The organism is Streptomyces sp. NPDC088400 (assembly GCF_044753355.1).
Lineage (GTDB): Bacteria > Actinomycetota > Actinomycetes > Streptomycetales > Streptomycetaceae > Streptomyces.
In genome coordinates this window covers 584,554-600,321 of sequence record NZ_JBIVMZ010000001.1, presented here as the reverse complement: position 1 = coordinate 600,321, position 15,768 = coordinate 584,554, and the positions used below count along the sequence as shown (strand labels likewise).

The 15,768-nt window shown below is 71.2% G+C and carries 15 protein-coding genes; 9 read left to right on the top strand and 6 right to left on the bottom strand.

The window, feature by feature from the left end:
* Positions 1-40 precede the first annotated feature (40 nt).
* On the top strand, positions 41-460 hold the full coding sequence (locus ACIQD6_RS02770) for an ester cyclase (RefSeq protein WP_401877295.1): 420 nt from the start codon (positions 41-43) through the stop codon (positions 458-460).
* 77 nt (positions 461-537) lie between these two features.
* On the opposite strand, the gene ACIQD6_RS02765 is transcribed toward ACIQD6_RS02770, so the two are convergent.
* Positions 538-1,032: a nuclear transport factor 2 family protein gene (locus ACIQD6_RS02765; RefSeq protein WP_401877294.1), complete on the bottom strand. Its 495-nt coding sequence runs from the start codon at positions 1,030-1,032 to the stop codon at positions 538-540.
* Positions 1,033-1,181: 149 nt separating this feature from the next.
* Between ACIQD6_RS02765 and ACIQD6_RS02760 the strand changes: the two genes are divergently transcribed.
* The 3 genes from ACIQD6_RS02760 (at position 1,182) to ACIQD6_RS02750 (ending at position 5,131) form a co-directional block, all read left to right on the top strand.
* Entirely contained in the window at positions 1,182-2,168 is a 987-nt protein-coding gene (locus ACIQD6_RS02760) for an SDR family NAD(P)-dependent oxidoreductase (RefSeq protein WP_401877293.1), read from the top strand.
* Positions 2,165-3,700 (top strand): cytochrome P450, encoded by a 1,536-nt coding sequence (locus ACIQD6_RS02755; RefSeq protein ID WP_401877291.1) that lies wholly within the window; start codon positions 2,165-2,167, stop codon positions 3,698-3,700. Before ACIQD6_RS02760 ends, ACIQD6_RS02755 begins: the two co-directional genes overlap by 4 nt.
* Positions 3,701-4,129: 429 nt before the next feature.
* Entirely contained in the window at positions 4,130-5,131 is a 1,002-nt protein-coding gene (locus tag ACIQD6_RS02750) for an NAD-dependent epimerase/dehydratase family protein (protein WP_401877290.1), read from the top strand.
* 85 nt (positions 5,132-5,216) lie between these two features.
* Here the strand turns inward: ACIQD6_RS02750 and ACIQD6_RS02745 are convergent, their stop codons facing one another.
* Positions 5,217-6,326: a sensor histidine kinase gene (locus ACIQD6_RS02745; protein ID WP_401877289.1), complete on the bottom strand. Its 1,110-nt coding sequence runs from the start codon at positions 6,324-6,326 to the stop codon at positions 5,217-5,219.
* A 1-nt stretch (position 6,327) separates the two neighbouring features.
* Positions 6,328-7,149, bottom strand: a complete 822-nt coding sequence (locus ACIQD6_RS02740; protein ID WP_401877287.1) for a response regulator transcription factor — start codon at positions 7,147-7,149, stop codon at positions 6,328-6,330.
* Between the two features lie 123 nt (positions 7,150-7,272).
* Here ACIQD6_RS02740 and ACIQD6_RS02735 point away from each other — a divergent pair, with 123 nt between their 5' ends.
* From ACIQD6_RS02735 to ACIQD6_RS02725, 3 genes are read left to right on the top strand one after another with little or no spacing between them, the layout of a single operon-like run.
* Positions 7,273-7,971: a glycosyltransferase family 2 protein gene (locus tag ACIQD6_RS02735; protein ID WP_401877285.1), complete on the top strand. Its 699-nt coding sequence runs from the start codon at positions 7,273-7,275 to the stop codon at positions 7,969-7,971.
* Positions 7,968-8,588, top strand: coding sequence for a DUF2064 domain-containing protein (locus tag ACIQD6_RS02730; RefSeq protein WP_401877284.1), 621 nt, complete (start codon positions 7,968-7,970; stop codon positions 8,586-8,588). Before ACIQD6_RS02735 ends, ACIQD6_RS02730 begins: the two co-directional genes overlap by 4 nt.
* Positions 8,585-9,325, top strand: a complete 741-nt coding sequence (locus ACIQD6_RS02725) for a class I SAM-dependent methyltransferase (RefSeq protein WP_401877282.1) — start codon at positions 8,585-8,587, stop codon at positions 9,323-9,325. The genes ACIQD6_RS02730 and ACIQD6_RS02725 overlap by 4 nt, the downstream gene beginning before the upstream one ends.
* 313 nt (positions 9,326-9,638) lie before the next feature.
* Here the strand turns inward: ACIQD6_RS02725 and ACIQD6_RS02720 are convergent, their stop codons facing one another.
* Positions 9,639-10,868 carry a molybdopterin-dependent oxidoreductase gene (locus ACIQD6_RS02720; RefSeq protein WP_401877281.1) on the bottom strand — a complete coding sequence of 410 codons (1,230 nt, stop codon included), beginning with the start codon at positions 10,866-10,868 and terminating at the stop codon, positions 9,639-9,641.
* 113 nt (positions 10,869-10,981) lie between these two features.
* Between ACIQD6_RS02720 and ACIQD6_RS02715 the strand changes: the two genes are divergently transcribed.
* Positions 10,982-12,382: a hypothetical protein gene (locus ACIQD6_RS02715; protein ID WP_401877279.1), complete on the top strand. Its 1,401-nt coding sequence runs from the start codon at positions 10,982-10,984 to the stop codon at positions 12,380-12,382.
* A 159-nt stretch (positions 12,383-12,541) separates the two neighbouring features.
* Here the strand turns inward: ACIQD6_RS02715 and ACIQD6_RS02710 are convergent, their stop codons facing one another.
* Positions 12,542-13,960: an ATP-binding protein gene (locus ACIQD6_RS02710; RefSeq protein WP_401877277.1), complete on the bottom strand. Its 1,419-nt coding sequence runs from the start codon at positions 13,958-13,960 to the stop codon at positions 12,542-12,544.
* Positions 13,961-14,077: 117 nt separating this feature from the next.
* Positions 14,078-14,254, bottom strand: coding sequence for a hypothetical protein (locus ACIQD6_RS02705; protein ID WP_401877275.1), 177 nt, complete (start codon positions 14,252-14,254; stop codon positions 14,078-14,080).
* Positions 14,255-14,515: 261 nt separating this feature from the next.
* Here ACIQD6_RS02705 and ACIQD6_RS02700 point away from each other — a divergent pair, with 261 nt between their 5' ends.
* Positions 14,516-15,760 carry a helix-turn-helix domain-containing protein gene (locus ACIQD6_RS02700; protein WP_401877273.1) on the top strand — a complete coding sequence of 415 codons (1,245 nt, stop codon included), beginning with the start codon at positions 14,516-14,518 and terminating at the stop codon, positions 15,758-15,760.
* Positions 15,761-15,768: the final 8 nt, after the last annotated feature.

Below are 15,768 nucleotides of genomic sequence, written 5' to 3'. Positions count from 1 at the left end.
CACGTCTATTACGCTGAATCGGAATACAAGGAAGGTAAAGATGTCGAATCTGCTGGAGAACAAGGCCGTGCTGGAGCGCTACTACGAGGAGTGCCTCAACAAGGGCAACCTCGATGTGATCTACGAGGGGGCCGGCGACGACCACATCAGCCACGGAACGGCCCCGAACGGCAAGGAGGGTGTCGAGCACCTCAAGGAGTGGGTGCGGCTCCAGCGCGCGTCCTTCCCCGACCTCCACGTGACCGTCGACGACTGGATCCTGGAGGACGAGAAGGTCGTCAGCCGGTTCACCGCGCGCGGCACCCACACCGGGGAGCCCTACGAGGGCGCGCCGGCCATCGGCCGGGAGTTCGCCGTCAGCGGCATCGTGATCGACGCGTTCGACGGCGGGAAGATCGTGGAGAGCTGGTTCTCGCTGGACGGGCTCGAACTCGCCAAGCAGCTGGGCGCCTTGGGATGAAGGCGTCGGCCCCGGCACCTGGTGGTGCCGGGGCCGGTCGCGCTTCCCCGGGCCCTCGGCTCCGGGTCCGGCGCTCTTCAGTTCTGCTGAACGGAGCGCTGCTGGACGGAGCGTGCGTACGCGTCGGTGATGGGCTCGGCGTGCGCCTCCGCGTTGCCTGAGGCGGCGACGATGTCCAGTACCCGCTGGAGGACGACGGTGTCCTCCAGGGTGTGGACCTCGGTGATCCTTCCCCACTTCAGATACATGAACTGGGTCATGATGTTGTCGTAGCGCGTGCCGTCGGGAAGCGGCCCGCCGATACGCACCCGGGTCGCCACCTTGGTCAGCCAGGGGCCGCCGGAAATGATGATTTCCAGCGGCTCGAAACGGGCGTCGGGAATCAGCCTGAAGGCTCGCTGCCACCACAGGCTCATCGCTTCAACGGTATGCCGCTCACCGGAGAGCGCATGGTCGCCGTAGAACACGTAGGTGAACTCGGGTGCCAGCGTGTCCACCATGGACTGCCAGTTTCCCGCGTTGATGTCGGCAAAAGCCTTACGGAGCTTGGCGGCAACGATCCGATGGTACATAAACTACCTCTCCCGAGTATGCGAGCCGATTTTTTGCAGCCCCTGGATGGTTTTCTTCCTGCTCTTCAATTGATACCACGGCACCCCGCACAGGAATACCCCGACGATCGGGACAGAGAGACGATCGGGACAGAGAATAGGAGAGCGGTATGACGACATCCCTGCCCGTGCTCATCACCGGCTGTTCCTCCGGGATCGGCCGCGCCTGCGCACTGCGGATGCACCGGGCCGGTCTGACCGTGTACGCCACGGCACGCAGGCCGGAAACGCTTACCCGCCTGGAGGCCGAGGGAATCCGGACGCTGCGCCTGGACGTCACCGACGAAGCGAGCATGAGTGAGGTCGTCGACCTCGTCGAGGCCGAGCACGGCTCGGTCGGCGCCCTGGTCAACAGCGCCGGATACGCCATGTCGGGTGTGGTGGAAGAGGCCGGACCGGACGACATGCGGCGGCAGTTCGAAACCAATGTGTTCGGGCTGGCCCGGCTCAGTCAGCTGGTGCTGCCCGGCATGCGGGCCGCGCGGCGCGGAACCATCGTCAACATCTCGTCGATCTTCGGCCGTTACGCGGTTCCGGGCGGGGGTTTCTACCAGGCGTCCAAGCACGCGGTCGAGGCGTTGAGCGACGCCCTGCGGCTGGAGGTGGCCGATTTCGGTGTCCGGGTCGTCCTGATCGAGCCGGGCCCGGTGCGTACGACCGACTTCGGCGCCACCTACGTGGCGAACCTCAAGCCCGTGAGCAAGGACTACGACGAGTTCCGCCGGCGTACGGCCGAATACTTCGACGCCATCTACACGGGCAGCCGCCGCACCCTGGCCGGCACGTTCGCCATCCAGTCCGACGACGTGGCCCGGGTGGTGGAGCGGGCGGTCCGCAGCGCCCGCCCGAGCGCCCGCTACCCCGTCGGGTTCCTCGCCCGCAGCACCCTCGCCCTGCGCCGGCTGGCCCCCGACGTCGTCTTCGACAACCTCTTCGTGCGGCGCGTGTTCCCGGTGCCCCGCGACGAGGCCCGCGGTCAGGCCCCGGCTGCCGGAGTCCGCCCGGCCACCGGCACCCGCGGCGCCACGCCGATCGACGACGCCCACCGGGCAGAACCGCTGTGCTCGCAGCCCCGCCACGAAGGAGACCGCCGATGAACGCCACCACCGCCCCCGCGACCACCCCCCGCGACACCACCCGGGCTCCCGGCCCCAAGGGAGTCCCGGTGCTGGGCAGCCTCGGCCCCTGGCGCCGCAACACCGCCGAGTTCCTGCTGGGCCTGCAGCGCGACCACGGGGAGACCGTACGCATGCGGCTCGGACCGATGACGGTCCACCAGATCACCGGCCCCGAGGCGGTGCAGCAGGTTCTGGTGAAGAACCACGGCAACTATGTGCGCGGCCCGCTGTACGAGCAGTTCAGCGTCGTCATGGGCAAGGGGCTGCTCACCTCGGACGGCGACTTCTGGCGCGGGCACCGCCGGGCGGTCCAGCCCGCGTTCCAGAAGAACGCCATCCGCGACATCGTCCCCAACATCGTCACCGCCACGAGCGAGATGCTCGACGAATGGGAAGTCAAGGCCGCGCGCGACGAGCCCGTGGACCTGATGACCGACATGCTCAAGCTCACCCTGATCACGCTCAGCCGCTCGCTGTTCGCCTACGACATCAAGCCCTCGTCGCGGGTGCTCAAACACATCGTCGACGACGTGGTCGAGGTGATGTTCCGGCGCGGTACGCCGGCCGAGATGCTGCCGTCCTGGCTGCCGACCGACCGCAAGCACAAGATCGCCCGGATCCACCGGGTCTTCGACAAGATCGTGGCCGACGTCCGGCAGAACTACGCACGCACCGGCGAGGGTTCGCTGATCTCGCTGATGGAACAGGCCGAGAACCCCGTCACCGGTGAGTCCTGGACCGACCAGGAACTGCGCGACGAGCTGCTGACCATCTACCTGGCGGGACACGAGACGACCGCGGTGTCGCTGTGCTGGACCCTGCTGTCCATCGCCAACCATCCTCCGGTCCAGGAGGAGTTGGACGCGGAGATCGGCCAAGTCCTGGGCGGCGGGCTGCCGGACACACGGAACACCGACGCGCTGACGTACACCAGGATGGTGGTGGACGAGAGCCTGCGGATGCACCCGCCCATCTGGATCTTCCCGCGCGCCGCCGTCGGCCCGGACCGTCTGGGCGGTTACGACATCGAAGCCGGCTCGTCGATCCTGCTGTCGCCGCTCGTCTCCCACCACAACCCGCGCCACTGGGACAACCCGCTGGCCTTCGACCCGTACCGCTTCACCGCGAAGGCCGTGAAGGAACGCCCGCGCATGGCCTACTTCCCGTTCGGCGCGGGACCGCGGCAGTGCATCGGCAACACCATGGCCCTGCTCGAACTGCGGACCATCGTGACGATGATCAACCAACGCTTCAAGCTGAGCATGATCCCGGGCCACGCACTGCGGTACGGCTCGCCGGTGATCTCACTACGCCCCCTGGAGGACGTCATGGTGCACCTGACGTCACGCGACCGCCCGGCAGCCGGGAGCCGCACCACGGCCCCGGTCACGCACGACACCGCCGACGGCGATGCCCATACCGACGCCGCTGAGGACGCCATTGAGGACGTGCCCTCAACTCCGGCGGAAGGATGCCCTGTTCACCGTCGTCCGGATTCCGAAACACGGTGACGTCGCCGATGCGCGGAGAGTGGCGGCCTCGTTTTCGAGGCCGCCACGGAGGACACCGGCTCGCACGGCCACGAGAAGGAGCACATCGCCACTCTTCGGTTACCGGGGCTGCCACGCCCGTACGAGATCCTCCGGCCCCCAGTGCGCGGTCAGCGGCAGATCATCGGCTCGGCCAGCAGTTCAAGATCTCCGGCCCGACCTTGGAACTCCATGACGCACTCCAGACAGTGGCGTAGACAGATTATTAGTAGATTGAATCTTTCTTCACTAGTACCGCCTGGAGGATGCCCACAAGGCGGGTACAGGAGGGCGGGCGTCCCCGGACGCTCCTGGCGTGAGCCGGACTCGGCGGCCCCGAACGTCTTACGGAGTGGTGACGTGCCGGGCGGGTCACGGTGTCCCGCGGGCCCCCGGCCCTAGCGTGGCCGTATGCGTGTACTGGTCACCGGCGGTGCCGGGTTCATCGGGTCCCATGTCGTCGACGCGCTGCGGGAGCGCGGGCACGATCCGCTCGTGTACGACGTCCGGGAGGATCCCCACGCCGACGTCCGCGACCCCTCCGCGGTCGCCCGGGCCCTCGCCGGGGTCGACGCGGTGTGCCATCAGGCGGCGATGGTCGGCCTCGGCGACGGGGTCGCCGACGCCGCGGAGTACGTCTCCCACAACGACCTCGGCACCGCCGTGCTGGTCGCCGCCATGGCGGAGGCCGGTGTACGCCGTCTCGTCCTGGCCGGGTCGATGGTGGTGTACGGCGAGGGACGGTACGAGTGCGCCCGGCACGGCGTGGTACGGCCCGGCCCACGAGCGCTCGGCGATCTGGACGGGGGCCGGTTCGAGCCGCGGTGCCCGGTGTGCGGGGAGCCCCTCTTCCCCGGCCTGGTCGGCGAGGACGCCCCCGCCGATCCGCGCAACGTGTACGCCGCCACCAAGCTCACCCAGGAACACCTGGCCGCCGCATGGGCCCGTTGCACGGGCGGCTCGGCGGTGTCGCTGCGCTACCACAACGTGTACGGGCCCCGGATGCCCCGCGACACCCCGTACGCGGGCGTGGCCTCCTTCTTCCGCTCCGCGCTGGCCCGGGGCGAGGCTCCCCGTGTCTTCGAGGACGGACGGCAGCGGCGGGACTTCGTGCACGTGCGGGACGTGGCGGCGGCCAACGCCGTCGCGCTGGAGGCGCCCTGGGCACCAGGGGTGCTGACGGCGTACAACACCGGCAGCGGAGAGCCGCACACCGTCGGCGAGATGGCCCGGTCCCTGGCGGCCGCGTACGGCGGCCCCGATCCCGTCGTCACCGGTGAGTACCGGCTGGGCGACGTCCGGCACATCACCGCCGACTCCTCGCGCCTGCGGGCCGATCTGGGCTGGAAGCCGGAGGCCGGATTCGAGGAGGGGATGCGGGAGTTCGCGAAGGCGGGGCTGCGGGACGAGTGAGGCGGTCCGTCGAAGTCCGGGCGTCGCGACGGGGCAAACGCTGCCGCGAGGGTCACTGGTGATCAGAGCACAGCGGGCAGGGTGATCAGAGCACCGCGGGCAGCGTGACCTCGAAGCGGCAGCCACCGGGGATGTTTCGTACGGTCGCCCGCCCCTGGTGCGCCTCCACGATCCCCCGCACAATGGCGAGGCCCAGACCCGCGCCGGCCGGGGGCGTGCGCGCGTCGGTGCCGCGCCAGCCGGTGTCGAAGACACGGGGCAGCTCCTCCTCCGGGATGCCGCCGCAGCCGTCCGTGACCGACAGCATCACGGCGCCGTCGGCCGCGCGCTCGGCCGCGACCGCGACGGTGCCGTCGGCCGGGGTGCGCCGGATGGCGTTGATCAGGAGGTTCCCCAGCACGCGATTCATCTCCTTGCCGTCCACCTCCACCGGTACGGGCTCGACCCGGCCGCCCACCAGCTTGACCCCGTGCTCCCGCGCGAGCGGGTCGGCTCCCGCCAGCGCGTCGCCGACCAGGTCGTACAGAGAGATACGGGAGGGGGCCAGCGGGAGGGTGCCGGCGTGGATGCGGGAGAGTTCGAAGAGGTCGCCGACCATGCCGTTGAGCCGTTCGACCTCGGTGCGGATCTGCCTGAGGTAGCGGTCGGAGTCGGTGGCGACGCCGTCCTCCAGGGCCTCCGACATCGCACGCAGGCCGGCCAGCGGGGTACGCAGGTCGTGCGAGATCCAGGCGACGAGTTCCCGCCGGGAGGTCTCCAACGCCCCCTCGCGCTCACGGGATTCGGCGAGCCTCGCGCTGGTGGCCGCCAACTCGCGGCTGACCGCCTCCAGTTCGGCGGTGGCCGGGACGTCCGGGGCCGTGAACAGGCCGTCGCCGAACGAGCGTGCCGCGACGGCCAGTTCGCGGCTGCGGGCGACAACCCAGCGGCCCAGCAGCAGGGCGGTGGCCAGGGAGACGACGGCAGCCATGGCGACGACGGTCGTCACCACCGTCAGGTCATGGGGCGAGAGGAACATCGCCCACGCCACGACCAACGTGCCGGCGAGCATGGCCAGCACCCCCACCGCCGCCACCACGGCGAGCGAGGCGGAGAGCGACCGGCGGCGGATCAGCCGCAGCACAACCGCTCCGGCCAGGCCCGTGACGGCGGCACCGGCGAAAGCGTAAAGGGCGATGAGGAGAGTGTCGCGCACGTCAGTCCACCTCCCCGTTCCCGGAAGAGTTCTCTGGTTCGCTCCCTGAATCGTCTCCCGGCTCGCTCCCCGGTTCGTTCCCTGAATCGCCTCCCGGCTCGCTCCCCGGTTCGTCTCCCGGTTCGAAGCGGTAGCCCACGCCCCACACCGTCTGGATCAGACGGGGGCGGGCCGGATCGTCCTCGACCTTGCCGCGCAGCCGGCGGACATGGACCGTGACGGTCGACAGGTCGCCGAAGTCCCAGCCCCACACCTCGCGCATCAGGGCCTCGCGGCCGTAGGCCTGCCCAGGATGGCGCAGGAAGAACGAGAGCAGATCGAACTCCCGCAGCGTGAGGGGTAGTTCGCCGCCGTTCTTGGTGGCACGGCGGGCTCTGGGATCGACGGCGAGTCCGGCCGCGCCGAGCGGGCGCGTTCCCGGGTCGGGGCGGGAGCGGCGCAGCACCGACTCCACGCGCAGGACCAGTTCCCGGGGGCTGAAGGGCTTGGTGACATAGTCGTCGGCGCCGACCTCCAGGCCGAGGATACGGTCGTCCTCGTCGCCGCGGGCGGTGAGCATGATGACCGGCACCGGGCCCCGGTCACGCAGCCGGCGGCAGACCTCCAGACCGTCCATGCCCGGCAACATCAAGTCCAGCACGACCAGATCCGGACGGTGGGCATCGGCGCGGACGAGGGCCGTCGGCCCGTCGTCCGCCCGGTCCACGAGGTAGCCGGCGCGGTCCAGGTATCCGGCGACGACCTCGGAGACGGTCGGATCGTCATCGACGACCAGGACCCTCGTCGACCGGACAGGTCCTGGGGGCTCGTACGGCTGCTGCATGCCCCCCAGCCTGGCAGCACGCCGTCCCCGGCGCCGCCCTCGGAGGCCGCCCCGCCCCCGACGTCCACGTTTCGTAAGGACCGCAAGACCGAATTGCCCGATTCGCGCTCGTAGGGTGAAGTCGTGATCCTCCCACCACCACAAGACGTCGATGTCGTCCTCCCCTGCCTGAACGAGGCCGAGGCGCTGCCCTGGGTACTCGCACGGATCCCGGACGGCTGGCGCGCCCTGGTCGTCGACAACGGCTCCACCGACGGTTCGGCGGACATCGCCCGCGCGCTCGGCGCGACCGTCGTGCACGAGCCGCGCCGGGGCTTCGGCGCCGCCTGTCACGCCGGACTGGCCGCCGCCGGCGCCGACATCGTCTGCTTCTGCGACTGCGACGCCTCCCTCGACCCCTCACTGCTCATGCCCTTCGTCGACGAGATCCGCTCCGGCGAGGCCGACCTGGTTCTCGGACGGCGGCGTGCCCGCGGCCGGGGTGCCTGGCCCGCGCACGCCCGCGCGGGCAATCTGATGCTCGCGCGCATGCTGCGCCGCCGCACCGGGCTGCGCCTGCACGACCTCGGCCCCCTGCGCGCCGCCCGCCGCGAGCCGCTGCTCGCTCTCGGCCTCACCGACCGGCGCAGCGGTTATCCGCTCCAGATGGTCGTACGGGCCGCCGACGCGGACTGGCGGATCGCCGAGCACGACGTGCCGTATCTGCCGCGCACCGGCGTCTCGAAGGTGACGGGCACCTGGCGCGGCACCTGGCAGGCGGTACGGGACATGAGCCGCGTCCTGCGCGAGACCTCCGACCACGCGGGAGGAACAGCACGGTGACCACTCTTCTCGTCATCGCCAAGGAACCCCGGCCGGGTCGCGTCAAGACGCGGCTCACCCCGCCCTTCACCCCCGAGGAAGCCGCGGAACTCGCGGAAGCGGCCCTCGCCGACACCCTGCGCACCGTGGCGGCGGCGCCCGCGTCCCGGCGGGTCCTCGTCCTCGACGGCGCCCCCGGCCCGTGGCTGCCGCCCGGCTTCGACGTCGTGCCGCAGTGTGCGGGCGGGCTGGACGAGCGGCTGGCGGACGCCTTCGCGCATTGCACCGGCCCGGCCCTGCTCATCGGCATGGACACCCCGCAGGTGACGCCGGACCTGCTCACCGCGGACTTCACGCGCTGCGACGCGTACTTCGGTCCGGCGGAGGACGGGGGCTTCTGGGCGCTCGGCCTGACCCGCCCGGATCCGGCCCTGCTGCGGGGCGTGCCCATGTCGACGCCGGTGACCGGGGCCGTACAGCGGCAGCGGCTGGTCGCCGCCGGGCTGCGGGTACGCGACCTGCCGTGCCTGCGGGACGTCGACACCGCCGCCGACGCCCACGCGGTCGCCGCCCTGGTCCCGCGCGGCCGGTTCGCCGCACAGCTGACCCGGTGCGCGACGGCGGCGGGCCGCCGATGAGCACCACCATGCCCCCGTGGGCGGCCGCCGACTCCTACGCCGCCGCCCTGCGAACCGGACGGGGGCCGCTGTTCCTGCGCCGGGACGACGGCTGGCTGCTGCCGCTGGAGGTGGAACGCTGGTGCGCCCGGGCCGACCCGGTCGACCTGGACGTACTCGACCGGTGCGAGGGCACGGTGCTGGACGTCGGCTGCGGACCGGGCCGGCTGGTGGCGGAACTCGCCGCCCGAGGCCGGACCGCCCTCGGCATCGACGTCAGCGAGGCCGCCGTCGACCACACCGCGCGGCTCGGGGGCCAGGCGCTACGGCGTTCCGTCTTCGAGCCGCTGCCCGGCGAGGGGCGCTGGGGCACCGTCCTGCTCATGGACGGCAATGTCGGGATCGGAGGCGACCCGCGCGCTCTTCTGGAGCGGGCCGCCGCGCTGCTCGCCCCCGGCGGCCTGCTGATCGCCGAGACGGCGCCGGTGAACGTCGACGAACGCGTTCACGTCCACATCACCGACGCACACGCCACCGTCGGCGCCCCCTTCCCGTGGGCACGGCTCGGCACTCCGGCCCTGCACCGCTACGCGCGGGGCTGGGAGAGGGCCGGTCACTGGGCAGTCGGCGGCCGGCGCTTCGCCGCCCTGCGCAACCGCAGCGCCAGCAGCAGCGCCGAGCCGCCGAACAGGACGGCGGTGATCAGCAGCCAGCGGGTGAGGAAGCCGTCCGGCGACAGGCCCGTGGCGAGCCGGTAACGCCGGTCCACCATCCCGCTGATCAACGGGAACCACATGAGCAGCAGCAGGCCGGAGAGGGCGGCCGGGAACCGGACGTACATCGCCCACTCCCGGCGGCCCGCCGCGCCGAGACCGCGTACCACCGCCCGGTCCGCCCCCGCGTACAGCGGCAGCAGCACCAGGTCGTGCAACAGCGCCGCCCCCACGATCCACAGCGCCACGCCGAACCAGTCGTCCGTGAGCAGCCGTACGCCCGCGTAGCCGGCGAGAGCGAACGAGCAGGCGAGCAACAGCAGTTGCAGAGGGCTGCCGACTTTGACCCGCGGAAGCATCAAAGGTCTCCGAACGTCATACGGGCCACCCACTTGGTGTTCAGCACGCCCGGCGCGGCGGGCACGATCACGCGGGCGGGATAGCCGTGGTCGGGGGACAGGTCTTCGCCGTTGACGTACAGGGCGAGCAGGGAACGCGGGTCGGCCACCTGGTTGGCGCGCAGGGCCGCCCGGCGGAAGGCGCCGTGCCGCTGGAGGGACTCGACGAGCACGTCCGGCGGGTCGCCCTCGTGGCCGACGAGCGCGGCGAGGTCGCGCAGCCGCACCCCGCGCCACCACTGGTCGGACGTCGACCAGCCCTCGACACAGGCGATCGGCAACGCCGAGCTGTGCAGAGGGAGTCGGAGGAGGTCGGCGCGGCCGAGGCGGACGGTGCCCGCGCGTCCGGCGACGACGAGGCGCCAGACGTCCTCGCGCGTCTCCGCCGTGCCGATCCCGGCGTACGCGGCCGTCTTGTTGATCTGGAAACCGTTCGGCCCGCCGCCGGGCTCGGCCCCGCCGTGCGGGGCGAGGAGGGCGGTACGTCGCAGAGCGTCGAAGTTCTGCCCCACCGTCGTGGCGAAGAGCAGCAGCGAGCCGCCCCCGACGAACCCCAGGGCGCCGCGCCGGGAGACGGTCGGCTCGGCGGGGCGCGGTGACACCAAGTCGTTCCGCTCCTCCCGCGGTTGCCGCAGATTGCGCAGCGCGGTGGGCATCTTCAGCAGCGCGTGGGCCACGAAGGCCGCGAAGAACACCCAGGCCCCGTAGAAGTGCAACGGGTAGAAGGAGCCCGGGAAGACGTAGTTCAGCTGGACGTTGAGCACCCCGGTCACGAACTCGAACAGCCCACCCCCGACCAGCAGCAACAGGGAGATCCGCTCCAGGGCGTGGGCGAGCGATCGGGCCGGCGGCAACGCGAACAGCCTCGGCACCACCGACCACAGCTTGGCCAGCAGTACGGGGATCAGGGTGATGCCCAGGGTGACGTGGACACCCTGGTTGAGCCGGTACAGCCAGGGCGGGCCCGTGGGCCAGGCGAAGAGGTAGAAGCCGAGGATCCCCTTGTCGGGGGTCTTGTCGTTCACCGGCGCCAGGTCCGGGTTGTAGGCGGCGTACGAGACCAGACCCGTCACGAACAGCACCGTGATGCCGACGAGCAGGACGACGCCGAGCACGGACGTGAACCAGGGGCCGCGCAGGGGGCTGCGCCAGAAGCCGGGAGAGGTGGGGAGCCGTGGATCGTCTCGCATGGTCCGACCGTAGGCCGGGGCGCCCCTGGTGGAGGGCGTGCGACTCATGACGAAACGCTGACGTCCGGCCCGGACGGCGGTGTGCGAACGTCCGCCCGGCCTAGCGTTCGGATGTGACCCGCACACCGCGTTCCGCCGAACCGCGCGCTCCCCGCTCCCGTGTCCCGTCCCGTGACCTCCGCCGTGACCTGTACGCCGCCGGGGCCGCGGCCCTGCTGGTGACGGCGGCCGTACTGATCGGCCGCCACATCGAGGACACCCGCCACACACTGCGCGTCGGCTGGCCCCCGGTGCTGGGGTCCTGGGGACCGCATGCCGGCCCCGGCACCCCGGCGGCGCTGCTCGTCGCGGCCCTCACCGTGGCGTACGGCCCCGCCCTCGCGGCCCGTCTCCCCTGGCGGGCCCTGCTCCCGCTGGCCTGGGGCACATCCACGGCCTGGATCTTCTCCCTCGCCCTGATCGACGGCTGGCAGCGCGGCATCGCCGTCCGCCTCACCACCCGCTACGAGTACCTCCAGGTCATCGACCGCTTCCACGACATCCCGGCCACCCTGCGCGACTTCACCCACCACATCCTGCTCCCATCCCCCGACCACTGGCCCGCCCACATCGCCGGCCATCCCCCGGCCGCCACTCTCACCTTCGTCCTGCTCGACCGGATCGGGCTGCGCGGCGGCGGCTGGGCCGGCGTCTGGTGCGTCACCGTCGGCGCGACGGCCTGCGTCGCCGTGCTGGTCGCGATCCGCGCACTGGCCGACGAGCGCCTGGCGCGACGTGCGGCCCCCTACCTGGTCCTGGCACCGGCCGCGGTGTGGATGGGCACCTCGGCCGACGCCTACTTCGCGGCGGTGGCGGCCTGGGCGGTCGCCCTGCTGGCGCTCGCGGTGACCCGGGGTTCCCTCCCGGCGGCCGGGGCGTCCGGCCTGCTGTTCGGCCTGACCTGCTACCTCTCCTACGGCCTCACGCTCTTCGCGCTCATCGGCGCGGCGGTGCTGCTGCTCGGCCGGCGCCGAGTCCGGGAACGCCCCGTACTGCTGGCACCGCTGCTGGCCGGGGCGGCCGTCGTGCCGTTGGCGTTCACACTCGCCGGATTCGACTGGTGGGAGGCGTACCACCTGCTGGTCACCCGCTACTACCAGGGCGCGGGCGGTACCCGCCCCTACGGCTACTGGGTGTGGGCCAACCTCGCCTGCACCGTGCTCATCACCGGCCTGGCCACAGCGGCGGGCCTGCGGCGGACAGCCGCGGTGCTGATCCACGCCCGCGGCCTCGGCCAGTCCGGGAACCCGTCCCCCGCCCGAACCCGCCTCGCGCTCCTCGTGGCCGCCGCCCTGCTCGCCCTGCTGGTCGCCGATCTGTCCGGGATGAGCAAGGCGGAGACGGAACGAATCTGGCTCCCCTTCGCGATATGGCTGCTCCCGGCGTGTACGTTCCTCCCCCGCCCCCGCGCCTGGCTCACCGCCCAGGCGGTGCTCGCGCTGCTCCTCAACCACCTGCTGATGACCGGCTGGTGATCCCGGCGGCGGCGCCTGGTCGCGACAGCGGCGGGGGCTGGGGCGATGCCGGATGACGGGGACGACCGTCGTCGTCGAAGGCGCCGGGCACACTCCGCGCCACGATCTCGAACGACCGTTTTCGCACCACGGCACCTCCGGCCTCGCCCGCTCCGCCACTCACAGCGGCCAGGCGGTCAGCAAATCGCCAGGGCCGTAGACGGCGTCGAGCCCCGGACAGTCGACTCCACTGCGCGAGACCGCCACGACTGGAACAGGTTCATCAGTGAGGGCGGCCCGGTGTCGATGGAGAGCGGCCAGGTCGTGCCGGTCGAAGGGCGACTGCTCCAGCCACTTGACGGAACCGACGAAGAGCAGCTCCTTGGCGATGGGGGCGCGGTCCGCCCCGACGATGTCGATCTCGACGTCGTTGGTGCGGGTCCAGTAGCCGCCGACCGCGGGCGCCGCGGGGAGTCGGTCGTCGGGCAGTATCCGGGCTAGCGCCTCTCGGACGAGCGGCTCGATCGCCCGGCCGCGCCAGCTGGTCCAGCTCTCCCGGATCCGCGCCAAGGCCAGATCGCCCCGCCCTCGCTCGATCTCCTCCATGGACGGGCCGAGCAAGTGCAGCCAAAACCGCAGGTAGGGATCTGTCACCCGGTAGCGGCGATCCTTCGACGGACGCAGCGACACGGGCAGCTCCGCAGCGACGACGCGCTTGTCCGTAAGCAGTTCCAGCGCTCGCTGCAGCGGCGTGGCCCCGATCCCGCCGGCCGCACGGGCAATGTTGGTGAAGGTCCGCTCGCCACTTCCAATGGCCGCCAGCACTGTACGCGCCTGGGCCCGCGAGGGGAATTCGGCAGCCAGCGAGCGCTCGGCCGACACCAGCAGGGCAGAGACCGGATCACTCAGCGCCTCGCCGAGGAAGTCCCACAGCCCCTCCCCTCTCGGCCACTCCGCGCAGATCAGCGGCAGCCCGCCGGTGACCAGCGCGGCGTCGAAGGCTTCCGCCGGTTCCAACCCGAGCATCCGCCCCACCTCGGCGGGGTTCAGCGGCCCCAGCACCATCTCCCGGCCCCGCTGGTGGAAGGGGCGTCCATAGCTGTTCAGGGCCTCCATCATCGACAGATCGGAGCCGATGAGGACCAGCAGCACCGGCTTGTTCTCCAACACCCGGTCCCAGGCCCGTTGCAGCATCCCCTCAAAGGCGCCACCGGCGTCCATCAGGTACGGCACCTCGTCGATGACCAGCACGCTCGCCCGGTCGGCGGGCAGCGCCGCGGCCAGCACATCGAACGCGGCGTCCCAGCTCTCCGGCCGTGCGGCGGCCACCAGCCCCGCCAACGGCAGCGTCGACGCCTGGGCGTCCCGGGCCAGCCGTGCCAGATCATCCCTGAGGGACGCACCGATCGCCGCGTAGAACAAGAACGGGGCCCCGGAGCGCTCCGCAAACCGCTCGACCAGCCGTGACTTGCCCACGCGGCGCCGCCCACGCAACATCACGCACCGACCGGGCCTCTCCCCACCAACCCCTGCCGCCACCTTCTGCAGCTCTCGCTCCAACGTCGCCAGCTCCTGCCGACGTCCTACGAAATCCACCACGTCGGTCGACCTCCACTCGCGACACTAACAACAATGTTAGCAACATGCACGTTAGCAGGGAATTTTCACCCCTTGTCGCTCACGGTCACGCGTACTCCTGCCGCTTGCGGGCGATCTTCAGCTCACCCTGGAGCGCGGACTCCAGCAGGCGCTCGGCCAGTTGCTGACGCAGCCCACCCTCGCCAGCCAGTCGGAGGCCATCGGCCCGGGCGCGGCGGCCAATTCGTCGATCAGTCGGCCATCCACCGCCTTCGCCTGCTGCGGCGCGATCGACACAGCCTCATCCCCTGTCATTCTCGATTACTTTGTCCTGATCGTGGTCGATTCTGGTCACAACAAGGAACGGACGGAGAACAGAAGAGGCAACGGGCAACCCCGCCGAACCCCGATTCCTGAGGCGTGCCTCGTGCCAAACTCGCTCTCGGATGCGAAGCGAAACGACTCCGTCACGACGGGTGTTCGCCGTCGGTCTTCGCGACAGTCAGTGAACGTCGAACGAAATTTCCCGTGAGGGCACACGGCTCTCACGGTCGCTGTTCAAGGGGGAGGTCAATGATGAGTGCAACTTTACGTTTTGGCCCGGAACTTCGCCGTTTACGACAGGAAGCGGGGCTTACTCTCACCGAGTTCTCCGTGGCGCTCAACTACGACAAGGGGTACCTCAGCAAGGTCGAGCGCGGGGTGCGTTCCGCGTCCCCCGAACTGGCCCGGCGGTGCGACGCCTTCCTCGGCGTGAACGGCGAGCTGCAGCGCCTGGTCGTCCGCCCCGAGACCGACTCGGACACCACCGAAACCCCCTCCACCCCGAGCCTCTGGCTCGTCGGGCGCCGAGCAGTCCTCGCTGCGGGTACGGGGTCGCTGATCGACCTCGGCCTGAAACTCGGCGTTCAGGCGTCCTCTGCCGCCGACCCACTCCTTCCCTCCTTCCGCGCTCAGTTCGACCAGCTACGAAAGCTCGGCCAGTCCACCGCGCCGAAGGTTCTGCTTCCCCTGCTGGAGACGCAGACGCGCACGGTCGCCGGGCTGGCCGCCGACGCCCCGGCCGCCACTCGGGCCCCCGCGCTCCTACTCGCCTCGCGGTTCGCGGAGTTCACCGGCTGGATGGCCCAGGAGGCCGGGGACAACGGCGCGGCGCTCGACTGGACCGGTGAGGCCGCCGAACTGGCGCGCGCCGGGGGCGATCCGCACCTCGGTTCCTACGCGCTCGTGCGACGCGCCCTGGTCACGCTCTACGGCGGGGACGCCGCAGGCACCGTCGCCCTGGCCCGCCAGGCCCAGAGCGACGAACTCCCGCCGCGCATCCGGGGACTTGCGGCCCAGCGGGAGGCGCAGGGACACGCGCTCGTCGGCGACGAACGCAACTGCCTCCGCAGCCTCGACAGGGCGCGGGAGCTGCTCGACAGCGACGACGCCCGCAGCGGCGCCGAGCCAATGATCGGCACCACCCACGTGAGCGATCCGGCGGCGATGACGACCGGCTGGTGCCTGCACGACCTGGGTCGCCCCAAGGCCGCCGCCGAGGTCCTCGACCGGGAGTGCCGCCGCCTCCCGCCGCATGCGCTGCGAACTCGCGCCCGGTACGGTTTCCGCAGGTCCTTGACCCACGCCGCCTCCGGAGAGGTCGAGCACGCGTGCACGATCGCCGGGGAACTCCTGGGGGTGATGCCTGCCGTGCCCTCGGCGACGGTGAACAGCGATGTCCGGCGTCTCGCGCGGGAACTCTCCCGGTTCCGGAGCAGCAGGGCCGTACGCGATCTGCAGCCGGCGCTGGCACGGGTACTCGCCCCCGCACACGATTGACAGCGGCT